General features: G+C 68.6%; 15 protein-coding genes. 9 read left to right on the forward strand and 6 right to left on the reverse strand.

What is annotated here, in order from left to right; genetic code table 11:
- Positions 1–179 precede the first annotated feature (179 nt).
- The 5 genes from GT045_RS35700 to GT045_RS35720 all read left to right on the forward strand — a co-directional run bounded on the left by GT045_RS35700 (position 180) and on the right by GT045_RS35720 (position 4565).
- Positions 180–656, forward strand: coding sequence for a hypothetical protein (locus GT045_RS35700; protein WP_345942858.1), 477 nt, complete (start codon positions 180–182; stop codon positions 654–656).
- Positions 653–2473, forward strand: coding sequence for a hypothetical protein (locus GT045_RS35705; protein WP_161336752.1), 1821 nt, complete (start codon positions 653–655; stop codon positions 2471–2473). Before GT045_RS35700 ends, GT045_RS35705 begins: the two co-directional genes overlap by 4 nt.
- Positions 2474–2671: 198 nt before the next feature.
- The gene (locus tag GT045_RS35710) at positions 2672–3769 is read left to right on the forward strand and encodes a S8 family serine peptidase (RefSeq protein WP_237539143.1); all 1098 of its coding nucleotides are present in this window, start codon (positions 2672–2674) and stop codon (positions 3767–3769) included.
- Positions 3770–3825: 56 nt separating this feature from the next.
- Positions 3826–4224, forward strand: coding sequence for a WXG100 family type VII secretion target (locus GT045_RS35715; protein ID WP_345942859.1), 399 nt, complete (start codon positions 3826–3828; stop codon positions 4222–4224).
- Positions 4225–4262: 38 nt separating this feature from the next.
- On the forward strand, positions 4263–4565 hold the full coding sequence (locus GT045_RS35720) for a WXG100 family type VII secretion target (RefSeq protein ID WP_161296786.1): 303 nt from the start codon (positions 4263–4265) through the stop codon (positions 4563–4565).
- A 452-nt stretch (positions 4566–5017) separates the two neighbouring features.
- On the opposite strand, the gene GT045_RS35725 is transcribed toward GT045_RS35720, so the two are convergent.
- The 5 genes from GT045_RS35725 to eccCa form a co-directional block, all read right to left on the reverse strand.
- Positions 5018–5446 carry a hypothetical protein gene (locus tag GT045_RS35725; RefSeq protein ID WP_161336754.1) on the reverse strand — a complete coding sequence of 143 codons (429 nt, stop codon included), beginning with the start codon at positions 5444–5446 and terminating at the stop codon, positions 5018–5020.
- A 458-nt stretch (positions 5447–5904) separates the two neighbouring features.
- The gene (locus GT045_RS35730; protein WP_161336755.1) at positions 5905–6540 is read right to left on the reverse strand and encodes a hypothetical protein; all 636 of its coding nucleotides are present in this window, start codon (positions 6538–6540) and stop codon (positions 5905–5907) included.
- Between the two features lie 16 nt (positions 6541–6556).
- Positions 6557–8854 carry a DUF6571 family protein gene (locus GT045_RS35735; protein ID WP_161336756.1) on the reverse strand — a complete coding sequence of 766 codons (2298 nt, stop codon included), beginning with the start codon at positions 8852–8854 and terminating at the stop codon, positions 6557–6559.
- Positions 8855–8862: 8 nt separating this feature from the next.
- Positions 8863–9339 carry a hypothetical protein gene (locus GT045_RS35740; protein ID WP_161296795.1) on the reverse strand — a complete coding sequence of 159 codons (477 nt, stop codon included), beginning with the start codon at positions 9337–9339 and terminating at the stop codon, positions 8863–8865.
- A 203-nt stretch (positions 9340–9542) separates the two neighbouring features.
- A complete protein-coding gene (gene eccCa / locus GT045_RS35745) occupies positions 9543–13508 on the reverse strand; it encodes a type VII secretion protein EccCa (RefSeq protein WP_161296797.1) in 3966 nt (1321 codons plus the stop codon).
- A 300-nt stretch (positions 13509–13808) separates the two neighbouring features.
- Between eccCa and eccD the strand changes: the two genes are divergently transcribed.
- Positions 13809–15308 (forward strand): type VII secretion integral membrane protein EccD, encoded by a 1500-nt coding sequence (gene eccD / locus GT045_RS35755; RefSeq protein ID WP_161336763.1) that lies wholly within the window; start codon positions 13809–13811, stop codon positions 15306–15308.
- Between the two features lie 133 nt (positions 15309–15441).
- On the opposite strand, the gene GT045_RS35760 is transcribed toward eccD, so the two are convergent.
- On the reverse strand, positions 15442–15735 hold the full coding sequence (locus tag GT045_RS35760) for a DUF397 domain-containing protein (RefSeq protein ID WP_161296799.1): 294 nt from the start codon (positions 15733–15735) through the stop codon (positions 15442–15444).
- A gap of 278 nt (positions 15736–16013) precedes the next feature.
- Here GT045_RS35760 and rpsO point away from each other — a divergent pair, with 278 nt between their 5' ends.
- The 3 genes from rpsO to GT045_RS35775 all read left to right on the forward strand — a co-directional run bounded on the left by rpsO (position 16014) and on the right by GT045_RS35775 (position 20248).
- Positions 16014–16301 carry a 30S ribosomal protein S15 gene (gene rpsO / locus GT045_RS35765; RefSeq protein ID WP_004982702.1) on the forward strand — a complete coding sequence of 96 codons (288 nt, stop codon included), beginning with the start codon at positions 16014–16016 and terminating at the stop codon, positions 16299–16301.
- Positions 16302–16652: 351 nt separating this feature from the next.
- Positions 16653–18872: a polyribonucleotide nucleotidyltransferase gene (locus GT045_RS35770; RefSeq protein ID WP_161296801.1), complete on the forward strand. Its 2220-nt coding sequence runs from the start codon at positions 16653–16655 to the stop codon at positions 18870–18872.
- Entirely contained in the window at positions 18869–20248 is a 1380-nt protein-coding gene (locus GT045_RS35775; RefSeq protein ID WP_161336757.1) for a pitrilysin family protein, read from the forward strand. Before GT045_RS35770 ends, GT045_RS35775 begins: the two co-directional genes overlap by 4 nt.
- The last annotated feature ends 4 nt before the right edge of the window (positions 20249–20252 follow it).

Raw genomic sequence — 20252 nt, forward strand, 5'->3', positions numbered from 1 at the left:
TTGTTGATCTTTGCCAGTCGCAACGCGGTCACTTAGGGACAGCATCGCAACTGAACCGTCGCAGAGTTCAGTTGGCCGCGATTTACACAGTGACTACAGTGGTCGGCGATGGATCGGATGCGGCTGGGCGCCGCTCGGTCTGTCCGCTGTACCAACGGGGACACGGGGAAGGGGTCGCGGTGGCTGACGGTGGCGGCTCGGGTATGAGGCGCGGCATCGATGCGCTGCAGTCGTTCAAGGGCAAACTCGACGAGGCGCTGTCCAACTTCGAGGAGGGGCACGGAGGCCCGTCCAAGGTTGCGCAGCAGAAACTCAGCAGGGCGTCGTTCGGTGGTACGAACGCCCCGTTCGACGAGGCGGGCGATCTGCACTCCGCGTACGAGTCGGTGCATGAACGGCTCACTCATCTGTCGAAGACTCTAGGGCTGCACATCGAGTCCCTGAAGCTCGCAGCACATGCGGCCGACGCTACGTACGACGGGACCGAGGAAGAGGTCCGGCAGCGCTTCTGGCGGCTTCATACGCAGATCGGTGCGCAGTACGACGAGGACATGAAGCGATACCAGGACGACATGAAGAAGGCTGCTCCCGCTGACCAGCAGGATGCGGGACACAAGGGCGGAAACAAGTCGACGGGGGAGACGAACCTCGCGTGAGTGACGACTGGAAGCAGAAGCCCGAATACAAGTCCGCCGTCCAAGGGGTTGACAAGGAGGTCGGCCAGCAGGTCGCACCTCTCACGACCGCGCAGAACATGCTGGCACACATGCCGTTCTTCGGCGGTGGCATCCGGGTCAACCTCGTCGGGTCGACGAACTTCGAGGAGCACGACCTCAACGAGATGATCGACCTGGTCGAGCATGCCAACCCAGAGCACCTCGAACTGACCAGCAAATCCCTCTTCGACGCCGGCGAGGCTATCCGGAAGGCTGCGAAGGACCTGGAGCAGCACTTGACGGTCGACTGGGAAGGCCAGGGCGCGGAGTCCTTCCATGGATGGACGAAGCAGCTCATCAGCTACACCCACGGCCTCGCCGGGTACGCCGATCAAGCCGGTACCCACATTTCCGTGGCGGCCACAGGCCTCGCCTCCGCGCGCGCCTCCATGCCGCCCAGGGACACGCGGCCGCCGCATGAGCAGAAGCTGCCCACCGAGCTGCCCAAGGCCAAGCAGGTGGACGGCAACCCGGACTACGCGGCCGCGGTGAAGGCCGAGAAGCACCGGCAAGAGGCCATCAACCAGATGAACCGGCTGGCCTCGTACTACAAGGTCGCGGCGACGGACCTGGGCAAGCAGGCGGAGCCGGCGCCGCTCAAGCCGATCACGGACGTCGGTGTACCGAAGGCCGATGGGTTTGCCGAGGAGAAGCGGCGGTACGGATCAGGTGCCTCGAACTCGGCTTCGGCTTCGAGGTCGGCGGCCGCGGTCCGGGGCAGCCTGGCTGAAGGCCACACCGGTGAGGCTACGCCGCATGGGACAGAGGCCAAGGGACATGTTCCGCCCCTCAATGACGTACATGACCCCATTGCGCCCTCCGGCCACGATGTCGGCACGGAGATCAACACCACGACGACCCTGCCTCCACAGGTGCCGACTACACCGCCCAGCCCGCCGGCACCCAATTTGCCGACCACTACTGGTGGTGGGCCGATGCCGCCGTTCCCCACAGGTCCTATGACGCCTCCCCTCACGCCTACGTCGGGTCGTACCCCCGGTTACGGGCCGACCGGCCGGCCGCCTGCGACCGCCCAGGGGCGTACCGGTGGAAGTGGTCGAGTGCCGCAGGGACCTGCAGGTCAGACAGGACGAACTGTCTCCAGTGGACGTGTTCCGCAGGGGCCGACGGGTCAAGCAGGGCGGACCGGCTCTGGCGGTCGTGTGCCGCAGGGGCCTGCGGGACAGGCCGCTCGCGCGATGGGGCGGACGAACCCAACGGGCCAGCCGGGTGCGCGAGGACCCGTTCAGTCCGGTCGTTCGCCGATGGGACGCCCTGTCACCGGCGGTACTCCCCGGACCACAGGCACGCCTGCCGCGCGCACGGGGGCAACCGGCCCTATCGGTCAGGCGCGCAATGGCGTCGTCGGGGGCAAGCCCGTCACCGGGCGTACGTCTGGAGGCGCGACCAACCCTCGTGTCCCGCGCGGTATGGTCGTCGGCGCCGAGGAACCGGCTACCTCCACGCCAGCCAAGGGGCCTATCGCACAGCGAGGAGTCGTGGGCGCTCCTGTGACGAAGGCCGAACCAGGCGCCGGCCAAGCCGCGCTACGGTCGGCGAACAGTCCCGAAGGTGTCATCGGTGCAAACCGGAACCTTGGCAAGAGTGGCGGGCCGAGCGACGCGGGCCTTGGTCGTGGTGCCGTCGGCAGTCGTCAGACCCCGGGTGGAGGGACTGGTCGCCCCGGTGGGACGGCGGACAAGGAGGAGCGCCACCCAGCGCGGCAGCGGCGCGATGTGCCTCAGACGAACGACTGATCACGAGCGAGGACGTACACAGGCATGAAGCCAGGGACCGGCCGACGGGGCACGAGGGTGGCCCTCCCGACGAGGCGTAATGCGCGGCGTCTGTCCGCCGTGTGTTCAGCACTCGGTGCGCTCGTCATCACGTCGGCGACGATTGCGCCGGAGGCCGTCGCCCTCGATGTGCAGTCCAAGGAGTGGTACCTGGACGCCATGGGTGCTGACGACATCTGGAGAATCAGCACCGGCAAGGGGGTGAAGGTTGCTGTGATCGACAGTGGGGTCAACTCGGCGACCTCCTCCCTCAAGGGGCAGGTGCTGGTTGATGAGGTACCCAAGTCCCTTGCCTACCACGTCACTCAAGACCGCACCGGGCACGGCACTTCCATGGCTGAACTCATCGCAGGGACGGGTGCTGGCGGCGGCATCAAGGGCCTTGCTCCGGATGCCAAGATCATTCCCTTCCGTATTGACCTGGGGGGCTTGAGGGGTACGGAGGAAATCAGCAAAACACCGGGCCAGGCCGAAGCGATCCGAGCTGCGGCCGACAGTGATGCGAAGGTCATCAACATGTCCTTTGGCGGCCCGATCGCTGAAGCTGGCGTCAAGTCCGCCATGAAGTACGCGGCAGACAAGGGCAAGTTGATGTTCGTTTCCATCGGCAATGAAGGGGACAAGGGGAATTACGCCGCATATCCGGCCATCTACCCTCACGCGGTCGGTGTGGCCGCTCTGGACAAATCCGGCACGGTGGGTAAGTTTTCCTCGTACGGAGGCTATGTGGACCTCGCGGCGCCAGGGCTGAACGTCCCCTCGTGGTGCGATGGTCAGTTCACCGAGTACTGCGACACGGACGGCACCAGCCCCGCCTCCGCCATCGCCTCCGCCTCGGCCGCCCTCGTCTGGTCGGCGCACCCTGACTGGACGGCCAACCAGGTCCTGCGGACGATGATCGACACCGCTGCCCGAGACTGGCCGAAAGACAAGCCCAGCAAGTACCTCGGCTACGGTGGCGTCCGCCCCCGGCGCGTGCTCATCAACAAGGACATCGACCCGGGGCCGGCCGACGTCGACCCGCTCGCCAAGGAGAACGGCGACAGTACGTCGGCGAAGCCCAGCCCCTCGGCCAAGACTCCCTCCGGAAAGCCGTCCGAGGACGCCGGATCCGCGAACGGTCCCGCCTCCGCCGCCGTGAAGGACAGCGACTCGGGCGGCAGCAACCAGATGTGGGTGATCATCGGCGCCGCAGCAGCCGTACTGGTCATCGGAGGCGTCGGTTTCGCCGTGCTGCGCGCACGCCGTAACGCCTGAACGGTCTCCCGCACCCCTGTTCACTCACCGAGTGAGCAGAATCCCGCTTGCCGTCCGTGCTGAAGCCAGAACGCAGCGCACGGCAAGGCCAGTTCACAGAGAAAGGCACGGAAATGGCGACGCAGCGCCAGAAGGTAAGCGACAAGGACATCATCGTCCTCGAAAAGGAGCTTCTGCACCGTTTCGAGGGCATCAAGGGTCAGCTCACGCAGCTGCAGGCTCTCATCGACAGCCTCGAAGGCAACTGGAAGGGCATCGGCGCCGGCGCCTTCAACACCAAGCAGACCGAGATCAACGAGCGCATGGTCAAGATCGGCAACATCCTTGCCAAGTTCATCGAGGCCATGAGCAGCACCCGGAAGATCAAGGACGGCACGGAGGACGAGATCCGCTCGCAGGTCCAGAGCATCGACGTCGACCTCGGTGGCGCCCACTCGGCGCTGTCCGGCTACTGATCCCGCCAGGTCACCACTTCTCAGCGAACGGAGCAATCATGGGCGTCAACAACAGCGGCGAGCTCGAGGTCACTTACGGCAGCCTCGACGAGACCGCCACCCAGCTGGCCAACCATGCCAAGAAGCTCGAAGAGAGCCTCGAGGCCATCAAGCAGAAGGTCGCCGGTGTGGCCAGCATGTGGGAGGGCGAGGCCCACAACGCGTACGCCGAGCAGCAGGCATCCTGGGACCGCGAGGCCAAGGGCATCCACGAGGCGCTCATGGCCATCGGCCGGGTCGTCCACGCGGCCGGCGGTGACTACCAGGGCGGCGACCGCAAGGCTGCCAGCTACTTCATGTAAGTCGGCATCACCGGTCAGTCGAACTGCCGACGCAACAGCACAGAGGGTGGGCACGCACGGGAGGTGCCCACCCTCTGTCGCGCCGGACGGCCACAGGCGTGGTGCGGAGAGCTCCAAGGAAGACCGGGCAGAGCGATCCCGATATGGCGGTGGTGAGCCCGTAAGTCCGTGCGCCAGGGTGCCCGTCCCCGAGCGCCGGTACACCGCCTACAGGTCGCCGACCCCAGCCCGCCGCCCTGCCCGCCTTCCCGCACTCGGCGGCGAACCTCAGTGCTTGTTTCCTGACCGGCTGCAGCCGCGGCAGCCCGCTCTTCCGCTACACCTCTCGGCCCCGTGCGCCGCCGACCACGACCTGCGCCGTCCCCGGCGGAGCCGCCTTCACCCAGAAGGGTGGCCGCCGTGCCAGGTGCTCACCCGGCCATCGCCCTTCTGGAGTGGCAACGCTGATCGGCTCACGGGTCAGGCACCGTCGCAGGCAGGCGTGCTTCCGCAGCACAGCCGGCCTCCTGGGCTACTTTTCGGGAGATGGCGTTGAGGATCACCATGCGGTCCTTGTCGACACTGTTGCCGCGCAACCGGGTGGCGTCGGCGAAAAGTTCCGCCTTCACGTACTTCGTGTCGCCGACGTATGTGTCGCTGGACGTGGCTCTGGTGGGGCACAGGAAGAACAGGTCGGCCCCGGCACTCCCCACTTGCGCGTAGAGCCCCAACGCATAGCTGACCTTGCCACCTCCGGCTTTGTCGGATGCCGAAGGATGGCTCTGGGATCCGGAGAAGCGGATCTCAAGAAGGGGCTGCCCGCTGTCGTCACCGGCCTTGTACACCCAGCACGCGCCGCGTTTGCGGTAGTCGTCGTGCAGGTGCTGGACGGCCTTCTGCACGGAGAACGTCCGTGGCTCGCCGGCCTCTCCGACGCCTGTGGCTTCGTCGAATCGGTCCGTGCCGGCCAGGCGTCGCAATGCCTGGCCCGCCGAGGCGTCATCGAAGGCCCGGTCGCAGATCCTGTTCGCGGCCGTACCCGAAGCGGTTGCCGCCTGCTCGTGCCCGGATCCGTCGCTGCAGCCCCCGACAAGCAGAACTGCTGCCGCGAGGGCAAGAACCGCTCTGCGAGTACTACGCTCTCGACTTCGCTTCACTTCACGTCTCCGCTCAGTCCATGTACGGAGGTCGGCCACGGTAGTCGTTCTCGGCGCGCACGGAATGGACGGCACGCGATCTGACGAAGGAGCGGACCCTCGTCCCGGTCGCCCGGTGAGAAGGCCGGGCATGCCCCGTGCCACTCACGCTGTACGGCCTCCACCCCGCTCCCGGGGCGGCGGAGCCCATGTCGGCCCTCCGCCTACGTCGCGGGCGGCACCGTGAACGACCCGGTGATGCCCGTGCCCGGCTCACACTCCAGCAGGCGCGAGAGTGCACGGCTGGAGCCGTGCAGGACACGTAGGTTGTCCTCCCGCGCCGCGTCGGATGGCTCGGTGACCCCGGTAATGGGATCGATCTCCGCCCGTACCAGTTGGGTTGTGCGGTCGAATTTCACGCTGGAGCAATCAAAATAGAGATAGCCGGCCCTGCTGCTCACGCGGGCCAGCTTTCCCATGCGGTACCCCTTGAACTCCGAGCCGGTCGTGCTCGCCCGCGGAAGCTCCTGGGTCAATGAGAAGTTGATCCGAACGGACTCGTGCTCGGCCGAGCCCCGGTAGGCGCCGCAGAAGAAGTAGTCTTTTTGATCGGCCTTACCTGTGAGGTACTGAGCGGCCAGCTGGCTGGCCGTCAGGGCCGGATCACCCTCGTACTCGACCTTCGCCGGACCGTGAATGTCCGCGAGCCGACGAACGGCTGACTCGGTCTGAGCGTCCAGGACCCCGGCACAGGTCGTCCGCGCGGCAGACGGTCCGCCGCCCTTCGTCTCCCCGCCCTGGCAGCCGGTCACCGCCAACGCCAGCGGGACCAGGAGGACGGTGATGAGCGGGATCTTCACGTGGCGAGCGGTTCGACTAGGCATCCGGCAGCACACCGCGCTGGCTCGCTCCGTCGGTCCCGAGTCCGTACCCGGTCCGCAGAGCCTCTTCGAGGTTCTGCCCGAATCCGTCGTCGTCATGGTGTATCCCGTGGTTACGCATGAAGCTTTCCATCGGTGATGCAGCCGCTCCCTGCCCTGCTCGGTAGATCTCACTGGTCTGCTCGTGGATCGAGCTCGCGCTGTCATGTTGCATCGTCTCGGCGCCGTCGCCGATCACGTTCGCGATCTGCTGCCCGATGGCACCCTTGCCGGCATCGGTGAAGACGGGGATCAGGGTGCCCGCTACTCCGGCTGCGGCCACAGGGGGAAGGAAGGCTGCGCCGGCGGCGATCCCCACGCCCGCCCCGAATTGGATCCAACCGGCATTCTTCTGCAGACTCTTGTTGTATTCCTCGTCCTTGGCGAGCCCTTCCGCCTTCACCTGGTCCGCGCGGGATTGGTCGATGATTCCCTGAACCTGTGCGCCCGTGCGGACGATCTCCCGCGCGTGCGGTTGATCGATGTGACCATCATGTACCTGCGCTTCCAGAGCTGTTGTTCCGTAGACCTGCTGAGCCGTCGAGATCTCGGAATACCCGTCCGGGTGCTGCCCGACGGCGCTCAGGAACTTGATCGCGCTGGACTCGCCGAACTGCGCGTGACCGCTTGAGGCCGTCGGGTAGTACAGGCTGTCCGTGCGGTTGTCGTTCAGTGCCCAGTTGAGGTCGTCGATGTATCCGGCTCCCATACGGCCGAGGCTGTCCGCCATGGGGTCCTGGATTCTCTCGGGGTCGCCATACGCCTCGACGACCTTTGCCATGATCGCGGCTGAGGTGTCGTCCCGCTTGAGAGTCGGCGTCGGGTCGTCGTAGGAGTGACCCAGCGTGGCTGCTTCCAGAGCATGGCCCAGGGCATCCGGGCCGCCGTCGCGGGCATGTGCGACAGCGTCGCTGCCGGGCGCCGCCAGGCTGTCCGGCGGCCACTCGAAATCACTCTTCGTCAGCTCGTCGAAGTATGTGTAGTCGAGGGTGGCGCCCTTCTTCACCGTGCCGTCCTCGTTGTACACCGTGGGCACCATGTCGTCGGAGAAGAACTTCTTCGCCGCCTCGGGGCTGTGGCCGAGCCCTTCCAGCACGCTCGTGAGCGGATCATATCCAGCACCGTCCTTGCCCGACGGATTGAATCCCCAGTTCGTGTCGGCTCCCCCTGCCATCGGCTTGGTACCCATGAAGAAATCGGGGTTCTTATGATGCAACTGGACGATGTGTTCCGCGATGGGGTCGATGAATCGCGGATCGTAATTGCCGTACCGCAGCAGTCCGCCGAGGATCTGGTATCCGTAGGGTGGGTTGATTCCGCCCCGGTAAAGCTCGATGGACTTCGTGCCAAGTCTCCTGAACTGCTCTCCCCAGCTGGCCGGAAGATGGGAACTGTTGTCCGCGTCGGTCGCCGTTGCCAGCGCGGTGCCCATGTTGCGCTGGAGCTGCTTGGTCAGCTCCAAGCGCTCCTTGTTGTCACCCTCGGTACCGTCGAGTGCCATGCGGCCGTAGAACTCCAGCGTTTTCTCGGGGCTGCCGAGTGACTTGTAGAACGCGGTGCTGAAGGCGGGGTCCGTCGCGTTCCACTTCATGATCGCATTCAGTTCGGCGAACTGGTGGTCGCTCATCCTGGTCCCGAGCTTCGCCAGTTCTGTGGCACGCTGCTGCTCGGCGTCGTCCAACGAGGTGTAGGTCTCGTGCCCGAAGTCGTGGGCGTCGCCGCCATGGCTCTTGGCGAGGGCACGAGCCACCGAGGAGTCGATCTCCTGGGCGTGAGCCACAAGATTGGCGATACGCGCCGCCAAATTGTGCGCCTTGCCGAGTTCTTCTTCGGTGTGGGTGTCGTCCGTGGTGCGATCGTGCGGGAAGAAGACATGGATCACGGGGCCGTCGCCCTGGCTTCCGTAGTCGTCCACCTTGACGCCGAGCGCGGGAGCTTCCTTCTCGAGCGCTGTCTTCAGCTTCCTTTGGACGGCGACGAGTTCGGCGTGCGCATCGTTGAGTACCTTGTAGATGCTGTCGGCCTCGGCGTGGGCGTCCCTGAACTCCTTGGCCGTCTTGCGGACGAATTCCCGGGTGACATCCGAGTTGACTCCCGCCCACCGGGCACCGTCGGCCTTCGCCTGTAACCCTCTCTCGGCTCTGGTGGCCAGAGCCTCGAGTTTGTCGACGACCGACTTCCAGTCGGTGACGCTGGTCTCCAGTTTGCTCAAGTCGACTTCCAGCAGGCCGGTCATCGTGACGCCGGACATCATGTCCCCCGTTACTTGAAGTACTTGCTCAGCTCCGAGACAGGCACGGCGGAGCCGTCTGCCTGCTTGAGGCTGGCGGCAATTACACCGTCGTCATGGGCATGGGTCTTCTGCGAGTAATTGAGGTGGTTCGAAATGGTCGCGCAGGCCTGCAGGAGGGAGTTCACCTGGTCCGTCCAGGTCGTGACGGCCCGCGACAGAGCCGGCCCCATGGTGAACCCCTGCCCTTTGAGTTCGGCAGCGGCCTGCATGGTGCTGCCGTTGCCGTGCCTGTCGGACCCCATGCCGTCGATGTCCGCCTGCTTGCGGAGAGCGTCGTGCAGTCCGTACGCCTCGTGCCCGATGGCGCCGAGGTCGTCCTGATGGACGACCAGGTCCTGGTCGCCGCGGCCACCACCGCCGCTGTCCGTCAGCTGGTTCAGCCGAGTGTGCGGAGACCCCCCGTCAGCTGCCTGACGCTTGAGGTTTTCCCACTCGTCCCAGGTCATGGACACTCCCCGTGTACCGACTGCGAATCCGGTCGCGCGGCACGTGACGTTAACGGTGGGTAGGCAGTCGCAGCAAGGGATTTCGGTGAACTCGACCGGTAAACGGCCGCTTGGCCGGAATCCCTGGACATGCCGAATCCGGCGGCCGAATGGCCGCCGGATTCGGAAAGGCGTCTTACCGACGTCGTTGCTTTGGCGTTCCCTCAGTACTCCACATCCACCAACCCCGTCTGCACCAACGGCTTCCCCCGCTTCCGGGACACGAAGACGCCCCGGCCCGCCGGCATCGGTCGCGGGCGTACTCCGCCGAGGACGTCGCCCTCGGCCGGGTCGCCGGCCATGATCAGGCCCTGCGCGCCGAGTTCCTTCATACGCTGCATGAAGGGCTCGTAGGAGGCGCGGCCCGCGCCCGCGGAGGAGCGGGCGATGATGAAGCGGACGCCCACGTCGCGGGCGAAGGGCAGCATCTCCGTCAGGCCGCTGAGCGGGTTGCCGCTGGACGTGGAGACCAGGTCGTAGTCGTCGATGACGACGAAGACCTGCGGGCCCCGCCACCAGCTCCGGTCCCGCAGCTGCTGCGCCGTGACGTCGGCCGTCGGCGTGCGGCGCTGCATGAGGTCGGCCAGCGCGGCCATGTGGTGGTCCATCTGGCTCGACATCGGGATGTACTCCGCCAGGTGGGACGCCGGTGTCATGTCCAGCAGCGAGCGGCGGTTGTCGACCACGAAGAACTTCGCCTCGTCGCCGCCGTACCGCAGGGTCAGCTGCTTGATCAGCAGCCGCAGCAGGTTGGACTTGCCGGACTCGCTCTCGCCGAAGACCAGGAAGAACGGGTCCTGCTCGAAGTCGAGGAACACCGGCTCCAGGTTCTCCTCGTCCAGCGCGAAGGCGACGCCCCGCTCCCGGAAGCGGTCACCCGGCGGCAGCTCGACCGCCTCCAGCTGGCGCGGCAGCAGCCGTACCTTGGGGGCACCCGGCGCCTGCCAGTGCCGCCCGACCTCGGTGGTGAGTGCGGCCGTCGCCTCGGCCAGGTCGGTGTCGGACGTGAGCCCGTCGATGCGCGGCACCGCCGCCATGAAGTGCAGCTTCTGGGGGGAGAGGCCGCGGCCGGGGACGCCCGCGGGGACGTTCACCGCGACCTTGCGGTCGATCTCCGAGTCCATCACGTCACCCAGCCGCAGCTCCAGGCGGTTCATCAGGTGGTCCTTGAGGTTCGCCCGGACCTCCATCGAGCGGGACGCCGTCAGGACGAGGTGGATGCCGTAGCCCAGGCCCCGGGCGGCGATGTCCAGGACGGCCGGCTCCAGGGCCTCGTAGTCCGTGCGGAAGTTGCCCCAGCCGTCGATGAGGAGGAAGACGTCACCCCAGGGCTGGTCCGTGACGGAGATGTCGCCGCGGGCGCGCCGGGCCCGGAAGTCGGCGATCGAGGCGATCCCGGCCGCCCGGAAGTACTCCTCGCGGTGGGTCAGGACGCCGTACACCTCGGAGACCGTACGGCGCACGCGCTCCGGGTCCAGGCGCGAGGCGATGCCGCCGACGTGCGGCAGTCCCTCGACCGCGGCCATACCGCCGCCACCGAAGTCCAGGCCGTAGACCTGCACCTCGTGCGGGGTGTGCGTCAGGGCGAAGGAGCAGATCAGGGTCCGCAGGAAGGTGGACTTGCCGGACTGGGGGCCGCCGATGACCTGCATGTGGCCGGCCGCGCCCGAGAAGTCGAGCATGAGGCGGTCGCGGCGCTGCTCGTACGGCTTGTCGACCAGGCCGGCGGGTACGACCAGGCGGCCGGCGCCCTCGTAGTTGGGCTGGGTCAGACCGCGGCCCTGCACCGCCGCCAGGCCGGGCAGCAGCGCGTCCAGCGACGGCGGGCTCTCCAGCGGCGGCAGCCACACCTGGTGCGCCGCCGGGCCCTGCGCCTCCAGCCGGCGCACGATCACGTCGAGGACCGTGTCGGCCAGCGCCTCGTCCACCTCGGGCCGGGACGCTGCGCGTTGCTGCGGGATCGCGCTGTACTGCACCGGCACCTCGGTGGCCGTGAACAGCACCGGCCGCCGGTCCACCGGCAGCTGTCCGCCGGGCAGGGCCGCCCGTTGCGAGCCGACGCGGTAGACACCGGAGACGTACGCCGCCTTGAAGCGGACCATCTCGTCCGTGCCGAACTTCAGGAAGCCGGAACCGGGGACGTTCGGCAGCTCGTAGGCGTCGGGGACGCCGAGCGCGGCCCGGGACTCGGCCGCGGAGAAGGTGCGCAGACCGATCCGGTACGACAGGTACGTCTCCAGACCGCGCAGCCGCCCCTCCTCCAGGCGCTGCGAGGCGAGCAGCAGGTGCACGCCCAGCGAACGGCCGATGCGGCCGATCTGCACGAACATCTCGATGAAGTCCGGCTTGGCGGTCAGCAGCTCGCTGAACTCGTCGATCACCAGCACGAGGGAGGGGATCGGCTGGAGCGGAGCGCCCGCCGCGCGGGCCTTCTCGTAGTCGTGGATGTTGGCGTAGTTGCCCGCGTCGCGCAGCATCTCCTGGCGGCGGTTCAGCTCACCGCGGATCGAGTCGCCCATGCGGTCGACCAGGGTGAGGTCGTCGGCGAGGTTGGTGATGACGGCTGCCACGTGCGGCATCTGCGCCATGCCGGCGAAGGTCGCACCGCCCTTGAAGTCCGCGAGGACGAAGTTCAGGGTCTCCGAGGAGTGGGTGACCGCGAGGCCCAGCACCAGGGTGCGCAGCAGCTCCGACTTGCCGGAACCGGTCGCGCCGACGCACAGGCCGTGCGGGCCCATGCCCTCCTGCGCGGCCTCCTTCAGGTCGAGCATCACGGGCCGGCCGTCCTCGCCGAGACCGATCGGCACCCGCAGGCGCTCGGCGAGCGCGCGCGGGCGCCAGGTCCGCTTGGTGTCGACGGAAGCCGCGTCACCGAGGCCGAGCAGGTCGGTGAACTCCAGGTTGGCGAGCAGCGGCTCGTCGTCGTCGCCGCCCGACGCCATGCGCAGCGGCGCCAGCTGCCGGGACAGGGCCTCGGCGGACTCGTAGGACAGGCCGTCCGGGGTGCCCTCGTACACCTCGCCGTGCCCGGACTCCAGGCGCAGCAGCCCGGGCTGGACGACGACGGACAGGTCGCCGGCCGCCGTCGTGAGTTCGCCCGGGACGACCTCCAGCACGGTGACGCCCTGCAGGCCCTCGGGGTTGGCGAGCACCGAGTCCGGCAGCAGGGAGACGTCGTCCAGGACGAGCACCAGGTGCGGCTCGTCCATCAGCGGCGCGGCGCCGGGGTGGAAGCGCGGCCGGCCGGACAGCCGGGCGGTCAGCAGGTCCTCCAGCTCGCGCGGGTCGGTGCCGATCAGCCGGCGTGAGCCCGCGCCGTCCACCGCGCCGGGCGCCTGCACGTGCGGCAGCCACTTCGCCCAGTCCCACTGGGGCAGCGCCTCCCGGCCCGCGGCCACCGCGATGATCAGGTCCTGCGGTGAGTGCAGCGAGGCCAGCGAGCCGACCAGGGCGCGGGCCGAGGCCCGTACGGACTGCGGGTCACCGCTGACCGTGACGTGGTAGAAGGCGCGCAGCGACACCGCCATCGGCAGGTCGCCGACGGTGCCGTGGGCGGCGAGGAAGCGCTGCATCGCACCGGCGGTCAGCGGCTCCAGCTGCTCGACGGGTCCCGTCTCCGGGGCGACGAGCGGGGTCGCCAGCGGCTGCGGGCCCAGGCCGACGCGTACGTGCGCGAAGTCCTCGTCGCCGGGCCGCCGCTCCCACACCCGGCTGCCCTCGGCGACGAGCGCCCAGAGCTGCTCGGGGGAGGGGTGCAGGTAGTACTGCGCGTCCCGCTGCGTCCGCGCCGTGGTGACGGCGGACTTGCGGGTCTGCGACAGGTAACTGAGGTAGTCGCGGCGCATGTCGGCCAGCTGGCCCTGGGAGCCGCGGCGGAAGCGCACCACCATCGCGATGGACATCGCCACCGTCGAGGCGATCATGATCATGCCCATGATCTTCATGAACGGCTGACCGTTCGTGAAGAAGAAGACCACGGAGCCGCCCATGCCCAGGGTGGGCAGGAGCTGCATCAGCACGCTTTCCTGAGGCCCCCGCGGCAATTCGGGCGGTGCCTGGACAACGACCTCTTCCGTGGGCACTTCGGACGGAAGCGCCCTAGGGGGGCGCTTGACGACAATCTGGCTCACCGCTCACCAATTCCCTTGCCCGACCCAGGCGTTCCGCCCGCCGCCCCGTGTCCGGCGAGCGCAGGCCGCCGCGTGATCCTACTGAGTTCATCCGGCACGGGTGAGCGGTAGGGTGCCGGATGTTCGCGTGAGCACACGCCGCGCAGGCCGGACATACCCGGGCGAACTCCTCAATGGGGAGGCGGTACGACCCCGGAATCCCGCCCCGCGGCACCCGTGCCGCCGCGCACCGGGCGAACCGGCACGGGACCTTCACGACATAGACGCACCACCACCACTGAGGGGGAGCAGCAGGTGAGCATGACGGCCGCCGCCACCGGCGGACCCGGGACGGGAGCCCCTTCCGCATCCGGCACCGGACTCGGCTTCTGCCGGGTCACCATCGTCGCGCCGGACAGCCGTATCGACGTCGCACTGCCCGACGACGTTCCGGTCGCCGACCTCTATCCGGAGATCCTCCGGCTGTCCCAGCAGAGCCCCGCGGCGGGCGCCCCGGTCGGTTACCACCTCGTCCGCACCGACGGCACCGTGCTGGACAGCGCCCGCTCCTTCGCCGCCCAGCGCATTCTCGACGGCGAACTCCTCACCCTGCGCCCGTTCGCGGAGTCCCTGCCGCCGGCCGTCTTCGACGACGTCGCGGACGCCGTGGCCTCCTCCGTAACCAAGCAGCACAAGCTGTGGAGCGGCGACCTCACCCGGGCCGCGGGACTCGTCGGCGGCGGCGTGCTGCCGGCGCTGCTCGCGTTCGTCGCCTGGACGGCCGAGCCGCGCCACGACATGCACGGCCTCGCCGGCATCCTGGCCGCCGTCACCGGCGTCCTGCTGGTCCTGCTCTCCGCCGTCCGCGCCCGCGTCTACGACGACCGCGGCTCGGCCGTCGCACTGGGACTCGGCGCACTGCCCGACATCGGTGTCGCGGGCAGCGGACTGCTGCCGCTGAGCGACGGCGAGGGCATCGGCAGACTCCAGTTCCTGCTGGCGTGCGCGGCGGTCCTCGTCGCCGCCCTGATCCTCGCCCTGTGCTCACCGCACGGCGACGGGCCCTTCGTCGCCTTCGTGTTCGCCTCGACGGTCGCCCTGATCGTCGTCTTCGTCGCGACCCTCACCGGCTGGGCCCCCAGGGAGATGGCCGGCCTGTGCGCGCCGGTCGCCGTCGGCGCGCTCGCCTTCCTGCCCGGCATGTCCATGCGGTTCGCCCGGCTGCCGATCGGTTTCGAGAACCCCAGCGGCGGCGCCCCCCGCTCCGCCTACGGAGCCGAGACCGCCCCGCAGGAGCCGGTGGACACCGAGCGCATCGAGGCGCAGGCGCGGCGCGGCCACGAACTCCTCGTCGGCCTGGTGGGCGGCTGCGCGCTGCTCGCCGTCGGCGCCTCGGCCGTACTGGGCTTCTCCGACGACGTCTGGGCCCAGCTGCTCGCGCTGGTCACCGGCGTCGCCATGCTGATGCGCTCCGGCATGTTCCGCTACACCGCCCAGGTCGCCTCCCTGCTGGCCGCCGGCCTCGCCTGCCTGGTCCTGCTCGGCCTCGGCCTGGCCCTCAACCCGCCGGAGCACATCGTGCGCGCCGCGCTGGCCGGCGACCGTACCGACCTCGACATCCGTACCGTCTGGCTGATCGCGGTCATCGCGGTGGCCGCTGCCCTGGTGACGGCCCTCGGGCTGATCCTGCCGCGCGGCGGGCTGACCCCCTTCTGGGGACGCTTCCTGGAGATCTGCGAGGGCTTCGTGCTCCTCACGCTGATCCCGCTCACCCTGGCCGTCTTCGACGTGTACGCCAAGGCCCGCGCCATGACCAGCTAGGCGGCGGAACCGGCGGGACGGGACACCGAAAGGCAGACGGAGGGGGGCGGCACGCGCGCGTGCCGCCCCCTTCTTCACGTACCGCTCACCGCGCATCGAGCCCGCCGGTGCGATCCGGCGGCCGCGGAACGGCTCACTGCACGTCGAGCCCGCCGTTGTGGGCCATCGGCCGCAGATCGAACTCCCCGTCCCGGGCGCCCAGCACGAACGCCCGCCACTCCGCCTCGGTGTACCGCAGCACGGTGTCGGGGTCGAGCGAGGAGCGCATCGCCACCGCCCCGCCGGGCAGGTGGGCGATCTCCACCCGCTCCTCCTGCTCCTCCGTGCCGGGCGCGCAGTGCCACGTGACACCGGAGATGTCGAGGGCGTACAGCTCGTCCCGCTCCCGCTCCTTGCGCGCCTTGATCTCCGCTTCCGTCTCCGCCATGGTGCAGCGACCCCTTCCCGAGGTAGGTACGATCCCGGCGCTCACCCTAGTGGCGGCCACCGCCCCGTCAGGGCGGTTCGCCGACCGTGCGCCGACCGTGCGTAAGGACCCCGCCGGCGCCTGGTACCCTGAGTGACGGCCGTTCGTGTACGCGCCCCCGGAACCAGCTGGTCCTGGAGGCCGCGCCCAGCGGATCCCCGCCTCCCGAGTAACGGAAGCTCTCCCGCGATGAAGACCGGGGGCACTCGGTGGCCACACACAGACCATGAGGAGTACGCGTGTCGCTCGACGCCGCTACGAAGAAGCAGATCATCTCCGAGTTCGGTACCAAGGAGGGTGACACCGGCTCCCCCGAGGTCCAGGTCGCTCTGCTCTCCCGTCGGATCTCCGACCTGACGGAGCACCTCAAGACCCACAAGCACGACCACCACTCCCGCCGTGGCCTGCTGATCCTCGTCGGTCAGCGCCGTCGCCTGCTGCAGTACCTGGCGAAGAAGGACATCCAGCGCTTCCGTGCGCTGGTCGACCGCCTCGGCATCCGCCGTGGTGCGGCGGGCGCGAAGTAAGACGCCGTGAGGGGAGCGGTTCCCGGACGAGTTCGGGGACCGCTCCCTTTGCCGTATGCGGGGCTCCGCCACGCATACGGCACCCCTCGTCGTACGTGGGGAAACGTGCGGAGTGTCCCTCACGCTTTGTAGTGTGGTAGCACAACGCAATACGGACGACACAGCACGACAAGAAGAGGAGACGCGCGCCACGCCGCCGCCGGTCCTCGGTAGTGGCCCCCGGGGGAAAGAGATCCCCGGGTGCTTCGATCGAAGACCGGCCCGCACCGTACGGAGCGCCTCTCCGCCACCGTCCCCCTGCCACACGGGCAGCCGCGGGACGAAAGACGACAAGTAACGGAGAAAACGCTAGTGGAGAACGAGACCCACTACGCCGAGGCCGTCATCGACAATGGCGCCTTCGGTACCCGCACCATCCGCTTCGAGACGGGCCGCCTGGCCAAGCAGGCCGCCGGCTCCGCCGTGGCGTACCTGGACGACGACACCATGGTGCTGTCGGCCACCACCGCCTCCAAGAACCCCAAGGACCAGCTCGACTTCTTCCCCCTCACGGTGGACGTCGAGGAGCGGATGTACGCCGCCGGCAAGATCCCCGGCAGCTTCTTCCGCCGTGAGGGCCGGCCCTCCGAGGACGCGATCCTCACCTGCCGCCTGATCGACCGCCCGCTGCGCCCGTCCTTCAAGAAGGGCCTGCGCAACGAGATCCAGGTCGTCGCCACGATCATGGCGCTCAACCCCGACCACCTGTACGACGTCGTCGCGATCAACGCCGCGTCCGCGTCCACGCAGCTGGCCGGCCTGCCCTTCTCCGGCCCGATCGGCGGCGTCCGCGTCGCGCTGATCCGCGGCCAGTGGGTCGCGTTCCCGACGCACACCGAGCTCGAGGACGCCGTCTTCGACATGGTGGTCGCCGGCCGCGTCCTGGAGGACGGCGACGTCGCGATCATGATGGTCGAGGCCGAGGCCACCGAGAAGACCATCAAGCTGGTCGAGGGCGGCTCCGAGGCGCCGACCGAGGAGGTCGTCGCCGCCGGTCTCGAGGCCGCGAAGCCCTTCATCAAGGTCCTGTGCCGCGCCCAGGCCGACCTCGCCGCCAAGGCCGCCAAGCCGACCGGCGAGTTCCCGATCTTCCTGGACTACCAGGACGACGTGCTGGAGGCCCTGACCGCGGCCGTCCGCCCCGAGCTGGCCCAGGCGCTCACCATCGCCGGCAAGCAGGAGCGCGAGAGCGAGCTGGACCGGGTCAAGGCGCTCGCCGCCGAGAAGCTCCTGCCGGAGTTCGAAGGCCGCGAGAAGGAGATCTCCGCCGCGTACCGCTCGCTCACCAAGCAGCTGGTCCGCGAGCGCGTGATCAAGGAGAAGAAGCGCATCGACGGCCGCGGTGTCACCGACATCCGCACCCTCGCCGCCGAGGTCGAGGCCATCCCGCGCGTGCACGGCTCCGCGGTGTTCGAGCGTGGCGAGACCCAGATCCTGGGTGTCACCACCCTCAACATGCTCCGCATGGAGCAGCAGCTGGACACCCTCTCCCCGGTGACCCGCAAGCGCTACATGCACAACTACAACTTCCCGCCGTACTCCACCGGTGAGACCGGCCGCGTCGGCTCCCCGAAGCGCCGCGAGATCGGCCACGGCGCCCTCGCCGAGCGCGCCCTCGTGCCGGTGCTGCCCACGCGCGAGGAGTTCCCCTACGCGATCCGCCAGGTCTCCGAGGCGCTGAGCTCCAACGGCTCGACGTCCATGGGCTCGGTCTGCGCCTCCACCATGTCGCTGCTGAACGCCGGTGTGCCCCTGAAGGCCCCGGTCGCCGGTATCGCCATGGGCCTGATCTCCCAGGACATCGAGGGCGAGACGCACTACGTCACGCTCACCGACATCCTCGGTGCCGAGGACGCCTTCGGCGACATGGACTTCAAGGTCGCCGGCACGAAGGACTTCGTGACCGCCCTCCAGCTCGACACCAAGCTGGACGGCATCCCGGCCTCCGTCCTGGCCGCGGCCCTCAAGCAGGCCCGCGACGCCCGCCTGCACATCCTCGACGTGATGATGGAGGCCATCGACCGTCCGGACGAGATGTCCCCCAACGCCCCGCGGATCATCACCGTCAAGATCCCGGTCGACAAGATCGGTGAGGTCATCGGCCCGAAGGGCAAGATGATCAACCAGATCCAGGAGGACACGGGCGCCGAGATCACGATCGAGGACGACGGCACCATCTACATCGGTGCCTCCGACGGCCCGGCCGCCGAGGCCGCCCGCGCCACGATCAACGGCATCGCCAACCCGACGATGCCCGAGGTCGGCGAGCGCTACCTGGGTACGGTCGTCAAGACGACCACCTTCGGCGCGTTCGTCTCCCTGCTGCCCGGCAAGGACGGTCTGCTGCACATCTCGCAGATCCGCAAGCTCGCCGGCGGCAAGCGCGTGGAGAACGTCGAGGACGTCCTCGGCGTGGGCCAGAAGGTCCAGGTCGAGATCGCCGAGATCGACTCCCGCGGCAAGCTCTCCCTCATCCCGGTGATCGAGGGCGAGGAAGGCTCTGACGAGGCCAAGGACGACGCCGAGCAGTGACGTCCCGTAGCCCGAAGGTGACGGCCCGCCCCTCTTCCGAGGCGCGGGCCGTCGCCCGTACCCAAACCCTCATCAAGGGCCGGAACGGCATCGGCACGGTCCGCAAGACCACCCTCCCGGGCGGCCTGCGCATCGTCACCGAGACCCTGCCCTCGGTCCGCTCCGCCACCTTCGGCATCTGGGCGCACGTCGGCTCCCGCGACGAGACCCCGGCCCTGAACGGCGCCACGCACTACCTGGAGCACCTGCTCTTCAAGGGCACGGCGAAACGCAGCGCACTGGACATCTCCTCCGCCCTCGACGCGGTCGGCGGCGAGATGAACGCGTTCACGGCCAAGGAGTACACGTGCTACTACGCGCGCGTGCTCGACACCGACCTGCCGCTCGCCATCGACGTGGTCTGCGACATGCTGACCGGCTCGCTGATCCTCGAGGAGGACGTCGACGTCGAGCGCGGCGCGATCCTCGAAGAGATCGCGATGACCGAGGACGACCCGGGCGACTGCGTGCACGACCTGTTCGCGCACACCATGTTCGGCGACAACGCCCTCGGCCGCCCGGTCCTCGGCACGGTCGACACCGTCAACGCCCTCACCGCCGACCGCATCCGCCGCTTCTACAAGAAGCACTACGACCCGACCCACCTCGTGGTCGCCTGCGCCGGCAACATCGACCACGCCAAGGTCGTACGCCAGGTCCGCGCGGCCTTCGAGAAGGCGGGCGCCCTGCGGAACACGGACGCGCAGCCCATCGCCCCGCGCGACGGCCGCCGCAGGGTCCGCGGCTCCGGCAAGGTCGAGCTGCTCGGCCGCAGGACCGAGCAGGCGCACGTCGTCCTCGGCATGCCCGGCCTCGCCCGCACCGACGAACGCCGCTGGGCCATGGGCGTGCTCAACACCGCCCTCGGTGGCGGCATGTCCTCCCGCCTCTTCCAGGAGGTCCGGGAGAAGCGCGGCCTCGCCTACAGCGTGTACTCCTACACCTCCGGCTTCGCCGACTGCGGCCTGTTCGGCGTCTACGCCGGCTGCCGGCCCAGCCAGGTCCACGACGTCCTGCGGATCTGCCGCGACGAACTCGACCACGTCGCACAGCACGGTCTCACCGACGACGAGATCGCCCGGGCCGTCGGCCAGCTCCGCGGCTCCACGGTCCTGGGACTGGAGGACACCGGCGCGCTGATGAACCGTATCGGCAAGAGCGAGCTGTGCTGGGGCGAGCAGATGTCGGTGGACGACATGCTGGCCCAGATAGCCGCGGTCACGCCGGACGAGGTCCGTTCGGTCGCCCGCGACATCCTGGGACAGCGCCCGTCGCTGTCGGTCATCGGCCCGCTCAAGGACAAGCAGGCGGCCCGGCTGCACGACGCGGTCGCCTGAAACA

This window comes from Streptomyces sp. SID486 (genome assembly GCF_009865385.1).
GTDB lineage: Bacteria > Actinomycetota > Actinomycetes > Streptomycetales > Streptomycetaceae > Streptomyces.